The organism is Shewanella sp. 10N.286.45.A1, assembly GCF_041470405.1.
Taxonomy (GTDB): domain Bacteria; phylum Pseudomonadota; class Gammaproteobacteria; order Enterobacterales; family Shewanellaceae; genus Shewanella.
Genome location: NZ_JBFRMK010000256.1, coordinates 1 through 11,170 on the forward strand (window position 1 = coordinate 1; position 11,170 = coordinate 11,170).

Annotated in this window: 11 protein-coding genes; 7 read left to right on the top strand and 4 right to left on the bottom strand. The window is 43.3% G+C overall.

All coding sequences use genetic code 11. The annotated features are described in order from the left end of the window. Positions 1–96: 96 nt before the first annotated feature. Positions 97–975, bottom strand: a complete 879-nt coding sequence (nadK, locus tag AB4238_RS17680; RefSeq protein WP_372034631.1) for an NAD(+) kinase — start codon at positions 973–975, stop codon at positions 97–99. Between the two features lie 99 nt (positions 976–1,074). Between nadK and grpE the strand changes: the two genes are divergently transcribed. From grpE to AB4238_RS17700, 4 genes are all read left to right on the top strand, one after another. Next, complete coding sequence (gene grpE, locus AB4238_RS17685) at positions 1,075–1,677, top strand: nucleotide exchange factor GrpE (RefSeq protein ID WP_372034632.1); 603 nt, start codon at positions 1,075–1,077, stop codon at positions 1,675–1,677. A gap of 345 nt (positions 1,678–2,022) precedes the next feature. Next, positions 2,023–2,211, top strand: coding sequence for a hypothetical protein (locus AB4238_RS17690; protein WP_372034633.1), 189 nt, complete (start codon positions 2,023–2,025; stop codon positions 2,209–2,211). Positions 2,212–2,345: 134 nt separating this feature from the next. Beyond that, on the top strand, positions 2,346–3,872 hold the full coding sequence (locus tag AB4238_RS17695) for a hypothetical protein (RefSeq protein ID WP_372034634.1): 1,527 nt from the start codon (positions 2,346–2,348) through the stop codon (positions 3,870–3,872). 45 nt (positions 3,873–3,917) lie between these two features. After that, entirely contained in the window at positions 3,918–4,160 is a 243-nt protein-coding gene (locus AB4238_RS17700) for a hypothetical protein (protein ID WP_372034635.1), read from the top strand. 104 nt (positions 4,161–4,264) lie between these two features. Here the strand turns inward: AB4238_RS17700 and dxs are convergent, their stop codons facing one another. Genes dxs through xseB form a run of 3 tightly spaced genes read right to left on the bottom strand, consistent with a single transcriptional unit; the run spans position 4,265 to position 7,274 of the window. Beyond that, on the bottom strand, positions 4,265–6,130 hold the full coding sequence (gene dxs, locus AB4238_RS17705; RefSeq protein WP_372034637.1) for a 1-deoxy-D-xylulose-5-phosphate synthase: 1,866 nt from the start codon (positions 6,128–6,130) through the stop codon (positions 4,265–4,267). 22 nt (positions 6,131–6,152) lie between these two features. Then, positions 6,153–7,034, bottom strand: coding sequence for a (2E,6E)-farnesyl diphosphate synthase (ispA, locus tag AB4238_RS17710; RefSeq protein WP_372034638.1), 882 nt, complete (start codon positions 7,032–7,034; stop codon positions 6,153–6,155). Then, positions 7,035–7,274, bottom strand: coding sequence for an exodeoxyribonuclease VII small subunit (xseB, locus tag AB4238_RS17715; protein WP_220737266.1), 240 nt, complete (start codon positions 7,272–7,274; stop codon positions 7,035–7,037). 446 nt (positions 7,275–7,720) lie between these two features. Here xseB and pomA point away from each other — a divergent pair, with 446 nt between their 5' ends. The 3 genes from pomA (at position 7,721) to thiI (ending at position 11,113) form a co-directional block, all read left to right on the top strand. Next, on the top strand, positions 7,721–8,488 hold the full coding sequence (pomA, locus tag AB4238_RS17720; RefSeq protein WP_372034640.1) for a flagellar motor protein PomA: 768 nt from the start codon (positions 7,721–7,723) through the stop codon (positions 8,486–8,488). Positions 8,489–8,492: 4 nt separating this feature from the next. Next, complete coding sequence (locus AB4238_RS17725; RefSeq protein WP_372034641.1) at positions 8,493–9,461, top strand: flagellar motor protein MotB; 969 nt, start codon at positions 8,493–8,495, stop codon at positions 9,459–9,461. A gap of 197 nt (positions 9,462–9,658) precedes the next feature. After that, a complete protein-coding gene (gene thiI, locus AB4238_RS17730; protein WP_372034642.1) occupies positions 9,659–11,113 on the top strand; it encodes a tRNA uracil 4-sulfurtransferase ThiI in 1,455 nt (484 codons plus the stop codon). Positions 11,114–11,170 lie beyond the last annotated feature (57 nt).

The following is an 11,170-nucleotide window of genomic DNA, read 5'->3' on the forward strand; positions in this document are numbered from 1 at the left end:
AAGATTAACAGCCCCTAGCTTGTTGCGGATAAAAGACAGTGTGTAAATGGCTGAAAATACAGAGTCAGTAGCCTAACTACCGACTCCGAGGGCAATTTAAAATAACTTACTGCCCCAGCCTAACTTGGTTCGTAATACATGGAAGTAGTTGTGCCCTTTCGGGTGAATCAGGCGTAATGTATCAGCACTGCGTTTGACAATAATCTCATCACCTGGAAGCACCGATAAATTGACGTGGCCATCACAGCTCACCTCTAAGTTGTCACCATTGTGTGGCGACACCACCAGTTTAATAATACTGCAGGCATCGACCACTATTGGCCGACAAGAGAGAGTGTGTGGGAACATCGGTACCAAAATCATCGCTTCTAAGTTAGGCGTTAGGATCGCGCCTCCTGCGGATAACGAGTAAGCGGTTGAGCCCGTTGGAGTTGATACAATCATTCCGTCAGCACGTTGGCTATACATAAACTTATCATCGATATAGACTTCAAACTCAATCATGTGGGCAATTTTACCCGGGTGAAGTACGGCTTCGTTGACTGCGGTATTACTCGATTTAAGCTCACCATGACGGTGTACTTCTGCTTCAAGTAAGAAACGGTGCTCGGTATCAAATTCACCTTCAAGTACTTTTGACAAAGCTTCTTCAAAGGAGTCAGGTGGCAAGTCGGTTAAAAAGCCCAAGTTACCGCGGTTAACCCCAATAACGGCGATATCAAATCTAGCCAATACACGTGCAGCACCCAGCATATTACCATCACCACCAACAACAATGGCGAGATCGCATTTCGCGCCAATTTCTAATAGGTCGACCGAATGAGTATGTGAGCCGACATCGGCGGCAACGCGCTCCTCAACCAAGACGCTGTAGCCCTGCATTGTTAACCAATGATGCAACCTCTTTAGGGTGAGATTAGTTCCTTCATGGTTAGGTTTGCCAATAAGTCCAATAGTGTGAAAGGTATTGCTCATATTTGTGTCAGATCCGGCTTTAGGCCTTGAAACCTCAAAATTGATCCCCATAATATGCCCAGAGCATGCAGAAACAAAGCATTTTTAGCTGGAGCAGAAATGAGCAACGAAACAAATAAAGCACAAGACAACCAAATTGATGAGCAAGTTGAATCAATTGTAGAGGGTGAGTTACTGACTGAAGGTAGTGATGAAGCCTCTTTAATGGACGAATTGACTCAAGCGAACTTTCGAGTTGAAGAGCTAGAGAAGGCTTTGCAAGAAGCACAATCAACTGTGGATTCACAAAAAGACTCAGTGATCCGAGCGGCTGCTGAAGTGGACAACATTCGTCGTCGTGCAGCGATTGATGTCGAGAAAGCCCGTAAATTCGCACTTGAAAAGTTTGCTAATGAACTGCTACCAGTACTCGATAACATGGAGCGTGCGCTTCAGGGAACCGATGCTGAAGCTGAAGCAACCAAAGCCATTTATGAAGGCGTTGAGTTAACGGCTAAGAGTTTTGTTAGTGCAGTTGAAAAGTTTGGTTTGACGCAAGTTGACCCACAAGGCGAAACGTTTAATCCTGAGCTTCACCAAGCGATTGGTATGCAGCCAAGCACTGATTTCCCAGCCAATACTGTGATGATGGTAATGCAGAAAGGTTACACTCTTAACGAGCGTCTATTGCGCCCAGCAATGGTGATGGTTTCTCAAGGCTAGTTTCCAAATGGGTTACCCAATAAAGTGGCCAAATAGATTGAGCTGATTAAACAAGTTGAAATGCCAGTAAGTGAAAGCTTACTGGCATTTTTTATGACTGAGCTTCTCGTTCAGCATCACCATTCATCAGCTTATATCAGCTTACATCACTAGGGAGGCGCTCTCACTATAGCTATATTCGGAGTCGTTAATTTAAATGAAAAGGACTTCAACATTATGCGCTACAAAGCGACTTATATGCTCCTAGGCGGAGTTTGCATGTTTACTTCGATAGAACCCACACGAAGCATTGGAAAGGAATCTTTTACGACTCATTCACTTAGTATCATGGATTGGTCATTGTCAATGACTAACATAGCGCATGCCGGCACGGATGGAAATCATCGGCCACCCGATTCAGCTGAACCAGGCGCAGAAGAGGAGATGGAAAGAGTTGAATTTGTAGGGTCATATGATGATAGTTGGGATATCGACTGGGAAGATGAATGGCGCGTGTGTATCTGTATCACTTTATTGAAAATAGCTAAAGCTTAGCGTTGAATCATTGCGGCTAACTGAAAGTATCTTTATGTTATTGATATAAATATATTCAATAGCTTTATTTTTAAGTTTGACACAAATTTACGTCTGAAATAACAACCTGTACAAATATTTAAAGGACTAAATAATTGAAGACAATACGTTGGTTATTGGCCATTGCGGTTACGTTTACATTCGGCTTTTGGCTAGGAGGATTCACTAGCATACCTTCTCCCTCTGAAGTGAGTAAAACCTCGGTACCAGGTGGTGATAACAGTACAGAGCATGCAGATATAAGTTACATAGAGGGGAGCGATAAACTAGCATCTTGCGAACCAGACATCAGTAAGAATATTGCTAATACATATGCAGAAATAGAGCAGCTTTTACTGGATTTAGAAGAAAACCCAAAAAATAAAACAGCACACATAAAGCTCTACAGCATTATCAGTGAGCTTTCACTTACCGAGCTAGAAACACTATCAATAACATTAGATAGTAGAAACAAAGTTCAGCGCGATTTGTTACTGCCGTTAATAACGTCACAGTTAATTGAGCTTGCGCCCAGAAAAGTATTACCTTTTATTGAGAAATACAACCCATTGCCCGATAGCGATCCTTATTTACAACATGTAAAAGCTGTTTTAGCAGCAAAAGAACCTGAGTTTGGCTTTGAGCTCTTCGAAGAAGGCCTTGTAAGCGCTGACAGTGACACCGGTGTTCCTGCTAATCATGAGTTTATTTCAATACTCGCTAAGCACGATCTAGAGGAGCTAATGCATTTGCTTGTGCAGTATAAAAACAAAGAGATTGATATATCATCAGAACTTTACTCTATTAGTTTTGATTTAGAAACCAGTGATGAATGTAGCGGCTTTTATGATGAGCTCAGTAAGCTTAACGATATTGGCTTACTTGACAGCGCAATTAGGCAATGGCTAAAAATCTCACCAGATGATGTTTTTGCCAAGTTAAACGAGATAGAGGATGTTGATGAGCGCAAAATGGTTATCGAAGATGCCTACCATACTTGGATGTATGTAAACCCGGAAGCGGCAGCAAATAAACGACTGGCTGATGCTTCAGACAAAAAAACCGAACTAACGGATATTCTAAGCCAGTGGCCAGATGATGAATCGGAGCAAGCATGGGCTTGGTTGTCCCAACAAGATGGCATAGATATCAATAGTTTTAAAATACAATTGTTAGATGAGTTAAGTTATTCCTCCCCCGATTTTTTGCTAAAACACTTAGCTGATGTTTCGTTAGATAGTGATGAAAAAACATCCTTTAATCATAAAATATATTCAGGACTAAAACGACGTAGCAGTGAAGAAGCGCAGCAATTTTTAACGACTTTATCTTTGTCCAGTCAAGCAGACGTACAAGCATTAATTGATGAAAAGGAAACGCCTAAGACCACTCCCCGAGAGAGTTATCGAGACAGTATTAATAAGGGGTTCAATCAATATTTCCATTATAAAGAAGCCAAAGCCTTTGCCGTCGCTATTGACGATGATGGCGCGTTTTCATGGGGATATAGCGTTAACAGAAAAGATCAACAAAGCGCGAATAAAGCTGCACTAGAGGCTTGCCAAAAAAATCGTCGAGAGCATAAGGTCACTGACTACTGCAAAATTTATGCGAAAGGAGATAGTAAGCTATTTAATTTGTAGTAAGACCAGCAGCCACTAATAGGCTGATATTATTGAGGATTAAGTATGATTTCTAAAATAGAAGCAGAGTTAAGCAAACAACAGAAAAAAGTCAATTTGACGGTTTTAATTTTTACGCTTCTGGCAATTTGGAGCGATTATTTATACAATGCAGTGTTATTTTTTGAACTGAATAAGCCTGGCCATAGTCTTGAAATTTCGGCAGTGGGATCGTCGATTATTTTAACGGTAATGTTAATGACTAATAGCTTTAAAAAGCTACTTAAACAACATGCCTGCGACAGCTGAGACAGCTAGCTATCGCTTAAGCTAAAACCCCAACGCTATAAAGTAAAAAAGGACTGCAATCGCAGTCCTTTTTTATGTCTTGTGTTGATTGCTGTTTAAGTCGTTTACGCTAAGTAGTCAGCAATCTGCTTTTCTATACCAGCGGCATCAAGCCCAAGTTCACTGATAATTTCATCAGGTGCGCCGTGCTTAATAAACTCATCAGGCAGACCAATTTGCAGTACTGGCTTTGGCAGTTTCAAAGTTTGCAGTAGCTCAAGTACCCCTGAGCCTGCGCCGCCCATAATGGCGTTCTCTTCAACGGTAACTAGCACATCATGGGTTTCAGCTAACTCTTTTACTAAGTCGACATCAAGCGGTTTTACAAAGCGCATATCTGCGACGGTGGCATCAAGCGCTTCTGCGGCAACTAAACTATTTGCCAGCGTAGTACCAAAGTTTAGGATGGCAACCTTTTGCCCTGTGCGCTTTATTAAACCTTTACCAATTGGCATTGCCGTCATGGTTTCAACTTGTTTAGCGCCAGTTGCACTGCCACGAGGGTAGCGTACAGCTGTTGGCCCCTCTTTGTAGCAATAACCAGTATAAAGCATCTGACGACACTCATTTTCATCAGACGGTGCCATGATGACCATATTCGGCACGGTACGCATGAAACTTAAATCGAATGCCCCCTGGTGAGTTGGGCCATCTGCACCAACAATACCGCCGCGATCGATAGCAAAAACCACGGGTAGTTTTTGCAACGCTACATCGTGGATCAGTTGATCGTAACCACGTTGCAGGAAGGTCGAGTAGATAGCGACTACTGGTGTATAACCTTCACAGGCAAAACCTGCACCCAAGGTCACTGCATGTTGCTCGGCAATAGCCGCGTCGAAATACTGTTTGGGGAAGCGCTGAGAAAACTCAACCATACCCGAGCCTTCGCGCATTGCTGGGGTAATAGCTAATAGCTTTTCATCTTTCTCTGCCACATCACAAAGCCACTTACCGAACACTTGTGAAAAGGTTGGGTCGCTTGGCTTACTAGCTGGCTTCTCAAAGGTTGACGGATCAAACTTAGGCACAGCATGCCAGCCGATAGGATCTTTTTCAGCAGGCTCATAACCACGACCTTTTTTAGTCATGATATGCAAAATCTGTGGTCCGCTGAGGTTACGCATATTGCGTAAGGTCTCAACTAAGGCGTCAACGTCATGGCCATCAATTGGGCCAATATAATTAAAGCCTAGTTCTTCAAACATAGTACCGGGCACAACCATGCCTTTAAGATGCTCTTCAGTTCGCTTCGCCATCTCCTTGATAACAGGCATGCCTTTAAGCACTTTTTTGCTGTTTTCACGGATAGTGGTGTAGAAACGTCCTGACATAAGCTGAGCAAGATGGTTGTTGAGTGCGCCAACGTTCTCAGAGATAGACATCTCATTGTCGTTGAGGATCACCAGCATGTCGTTGTGTAGATCGCCTGCGTGATTCATGGCTTCAAACACCATGCCGCCAGTCATAGCGCCATCGCCAATTACGGAGACCACTTTACGACCCGCTTGCTCTTTTTCAGCAGCAACAGCCATAGCAAGTGCAGCACTTACTGAAGTGCCTGAGTGGCCAACGCTAAAGGTGTCGTATTCACTCTCTTCGCGCCATGGGAAAGGATGAACTCCACCTTTTTGGCGAATAGTGTGCATTCTTTCTCGACGACCAGTAAGGATTTTATGAGGGTAGGCCTGGTGGCCAACATCCCAAATAAGTCGATCAAATGGTGTGTTATAGACATAGTGGATCGCCACTGTCAGTTCGACAGTGCCAAGGCCTGATGCAAAATGGCCACTTGATTTACCCACTGACTTCAAAAGGAAACCTCTAAGTTCGTCAGCCAATTGTGGCAGAACGGCTTGAGGGAGCTGTCTCAGCTCATCTGGGGTATTTGCCTGTGCTAACACAGGGAATTGAGAAATATCAAAACTCATATCGAGATTCTTTGTCTCTTATTTATACTCTTCGCTCAATGATATAACGGGCGAATTCGGCAATTAACTGGCTATTGTATGGTAATTTAGCCAGCGCTGATAGTGCGTCCTCAATCAAACTTGCAGCAGTTTGTTGAGCACCTTCTAAACCAAGCAACTTCGGATAAGTGCTCTTATTTGAATCTGTGTCAGAACCTTGAGGTTTTCCAAGCTCTTCGGTACTGGCAATAATATCTAAAACGTCGTCTTGTACTTGAAATGCTAGCCCTATGGCATCAGCAAAATCGAGTAAAGCTTGTCGTTCGTCATCGTTAATCTTTGCAGCAATAATGGCAAACTCGACTGCGCAGCGGATGAGTGCGCCGGTTTTGAGTTTATGCAGCTGGATAAGGGTTGCTAGTTCTATCTGTGCATCTGTGGCACTTAAGTCCATCGCCTGACCGCCGCACATACCACTGTAACCAGAGGCATTTGCCAAGGCTTTAACCATAGCCAAATTTTGTGATGGGGCAATGTTTTCAATAGGCTCACTGATGATTTCAAATGCCAGAGCTTGCAGGGCATCACCCGCTAAAATCGCTGTGGCTTCATCAAAGGCGATATGCACGGTTGGCTGACCACGGCGCAGTGCATCGTCATCCATGGCGGGAAGATCGTCATGGATAAGTGAGTATGCATGAACACATTCAATTGCCGCGGCGCAAGAATCTAAGGTTTCGAGTTTAATGTTTAGCATATCGCCGATGGCATAAACCAAGAACGGTCGAATACGCTTGCCGCCAATTAGTGCGCCATGTTTCATCGCAGCTTTTAGCTTAGGGTCGATATCGTCAAGCACATCAATACGAGCAGCGAGCTGCTGGTTGATACGTTGTTGGTAGGTAACAAGTGACTCTGCTAACAATTACTCGCCCTCAATGTCATAAGGCTTAAGCGTGTCAACACCCTCATCAGCCATAAGCACAGCGACTTTTTGTTGGGCATTTTCGAGTTTACCCTGGCTATTTCGCACCAGCTTAATTCCACGCTCAAATTGCTTTAATGCATCATCGAGTGAGACATCACCGTGCTCTAAGTCAGCAACTATTTTTTCTAGTTCGGAAAGTGATTCTTCAAAAGAGAGGTTTTCTGGTTTTTTTGCCACGATGATCATTCCTAGAATTAAGCGATACACAAAGTATATCAGCAGGGCACAAGGGTCAAATTAAGCCGTTGACTATTTGCACAAAAGCACGTTTTCGTGTGAAAAAAGTCCACTTATAGGGTATTTATTTACGCAATCTCATCAGCCGCTTTTGGTTATAGTCTGTTGAGTGAATACGTGAAATATACATTTGGGATCTATTTTAACGGATTTAACGTAACAAGTGCGGGAAATATCACTCAAGAGATCTTAACTTTGGTCGTTATATTAGGTGCAATGTTGAAAATGTGAGTGCTATTTAGCCGTTTATTTACGTGATGCTTGCTGTCACGTTGCAAGCGTAATATTGTCGCTTATGGATTTTATCGACGCTAGCGTTTTTAGTTATTATTGTGAGCATTTGATTGCATTAGCTGCGTGATTATATTGGTATTTGAGGAGCGATTTTGGATTTAGCAACCCTAATAGGACTGATTGGTGCTTTTGGCTTCGTCATCATGGCGATGGCAAGTGGCGGTGGGATCGGCATCTTCATTAATGTGCCCTCAATCTTAATTGTGATGATTGGTTCACTATTTGTCGTGATGATGAAATATAACCTTAAGCAATTTCTCGGTTCTGCCAAAATCGCCGCGAAAGCGTTTATCTTTAAAATTGATAAGCCTGAAGATTTGATTGAACAGTCAATTACTATGGCTGACGCCGCTCGAAAAGGTGGTTTTTTAGCGTTGGAAGAGGCTGAAATTAGCAACAGTTTTATGCAAAAAGCGGTCGACATGCTGGTTGATGGTCACGATGGGGACGTCGTTCGTGACGCGCTGGAAAAAGATATCGCTTTGACTGAAGAGCGCCATAAAACCGGTGTTGGAATTTTTAAGTCTATTGGTGATGTTGCGCCAGCGATGGGCATGATTGGTACGCTGATCGGTTTGGTTGGCATGTTATCAAATATGGACGACCCTAAATCGATTGGACCCGCAATGGCGGTTGCACTGCTTACGACACTATACGGCGCCGTAATCGCTAACATGGTTGCGCTACCGATTGCGGATAAATTGTCACTGCGTATGAATGAAGAGATGCTTAACCGTAATCTGATTATGGATGCGGTATTGGCGATACAAGACGGCCAGAACCCTCGTGTTATTGAGGGGTTCCTTAAAAATTACCTTTCTGAAAAATCTCGTACTATAGATACCTTGGACGGGGCTTAGCTCCATGGCTAAAAAAGTCAAATGTGACTGCCCACCACCTGGTGCTCCCTTGTGGTTGGCAACCTTTGCTGATTTGATGTCCTTGTTGATGTGCTTTTTTGTACTGTTACTCGCATTTTCAGAAATGGATGTAATGAAGTTTAAGCAGATTGCTGGCTCAATGAAGTATGCATTTGGGGTGCAAAATAAAGTAGAAGTTAAAGATATTCCTAAGGGAACCTCTGTCATTGCATTGGAATTTAGGCCCGGGAGGCCTGAATCGACTCCAATTGAAATCATCAATCAGCAAACTAATGAAATGACTGAACCGATGTTAGAGTTTCAGGCAGGTGAAGATGACAGTGCAGGTGGCGTACAGCAGCAACGTGGTGAGCAGCGTGGCGGCGAGTCATCATCGACAGCCCAAGAGCAAGAAGATGCACAAGCGCTCGCCAAGTCAACTTCTGAGTCTATAAGTGAAGCCTCTAAAGCAGAAGCTGCTGCACAGGAACAAATTAACCAGCAAGTTAAGAAAATGGCGCAAGAGCTCAACAAAGAGATTGTTGATGGCGCGATTGAAATAGAATCTCTCGGGCAACAGATTATTATTCGTATCCGTGAAAAAGGTGCCTTTGCATCGGGTTCTGGCTTTTTACAGCCGCGCTTTAAGCCAATTGTTAGACGAGTCGGTGAGCTGCTAAAAGACGTTCCTGGTATTGTTACTGTGTCTGGCCATACTGATGATTGGAATATCTCGAATGAACTTTATAGCTCAAACTGGGATCTTTCAAGCAAACGGGCTGTAGCGGTTGCCCATGAAATGATCAGAGTGAAAGGGTTCGATCAGCAGCGGCTTAAGGTCGTAGGGATGGCCTCATCGGCGCCATTGGTCGAGAATAACTCTCAAGCTAATAGGGCGCGTAATCGTCGTGTCGAAATCGCTATCGAACAAGGCAAGCCAAAAGAATCTGACGAGATCCAAGTCTCAAAATAGTTAATCTAGCCTCTCAAACAGATAGCAGCTAGCGTTGCTATCTGCACTCCATTTAGGTTTTCCTCTGCTTTATATGTAACTTTCATGGTTACAAAGACGAATATTCGCTGATAATGCCAGATCAGATATACGCAAACGCGTCGGGATATTGTTATAATCCACCTATTGCTGTTTAAATTTGCCCCCGCGGAAGACCAATGAAATTTATCGTAAAACTGTTCCCTGAAATCATGATGAAAAGCAAGCCGGTAAGAATGCGCTTTACCAAAATGCTTGAAACCAACATTCGTAATGTACTTAAAAAAGTAGATGAGTCTGCAAAAGTACAACGTCAATGGGACAAAATCATGGTGATGGTGCCAGATGATAGACCTGATTTGATTGAAGCATTTGGCGAGCGCTTAGGTTGTATTCCTGGAATTGCCCATGTGCTGCAAGTGAATGTAAGCACTTTTGAGTCTGTTGATGATATCTATCAGCAAACCTTGGCAGTATATAAAGACCAGCTAGCAGGGAAGACATTTTGTGTGCGCGTAAAGCGTGCCGGTAAGCATGATTTTAACTCTATTGAAGTTGAACGCTATGTTGGTGGTGGCTTAAATCAGTTTACTGATGCGGCTGGCGTACGCCTTAGAAATCCTGACATGACGGTAAATCTAGAGATAGATAACGAACAGCTTTATCTCGTTGATAAACGCATTCAAGGTCTTGGTGGTTTCCCTATGGCGACTCAAGAAGATGTGTTGTCACTGATATCGGGCGGTTTCGACTCAGGTGTCTCTAGCTATCAGTTTATCAAGCGTGGTTCGCGTACACACTACTGCTTCTTTAATTTAGGTGGCGATCAACACGAAATTGGAGTTAAGCAGGTTGCCTATCATTTATGGCAGAAATACGGTGAGTCACACAAAGTTAAGTTTATCTCTGTGCCATTCGATCCTGTTGTGCAAGAGATTTTAGAGCGAGTCGACAATGGTCAGATGGGCGTTGTACTTAAGCGTATGATGATGCGAGCAGCTGCACGTGTTGCTGACAAAATGGGTATTCAAGCATTAGTCACTGGTGAAGCGATGGGGCAGGTCTCTAGCCAAACCTTGACGAATCTAAATGTTATCGATCGCTGTACTGAGCAACTTATATTGCGGCCGCTAATCGCAATGGATAAGCAAGATATTATCAATATAAGCCGTGAAATTGGTACGGAAGATTTTGCTAAGTCTATCCCAGAATACTGCGGCGTGATTTCACAGAAGCCAACTGTCAAAGCGGTACTGTCAAAAGTAGAAGCAGAAGAAGCTAAGTTTTCTGAAGATTTGATTGATAGAGTAATTCAAGATGCTGTCATTATTGACATCAAAGAGATTGCAACTCAGATGGACACCAAAATTACAGAAGCTGAAACTGTAGCTGCAATCAGTGCTGATGAAGTGATTATTGATGTGCGTGCGCCTGAAGAAGAAGAGAAAGATCCGCTAGCAATCGAAGGGATCGAAATCAAGACCATTCCGTTTTACAAGTTGGCGACTCAATTCGCAGACTTAGAAAAAGAGAAGACTTACTTATTGTATTGCGACCGCGGTGTGATGAGTAAGCTACAGGCGCTTTATTTGCAGGAACAGGGTTACAGTAATGTTAAGGTTTACCGTCCTTAAAAAGTAGCGGCTATTTACTTTAATGAAAAAGCGACCCGAGGGTAATGCCGTTCACTT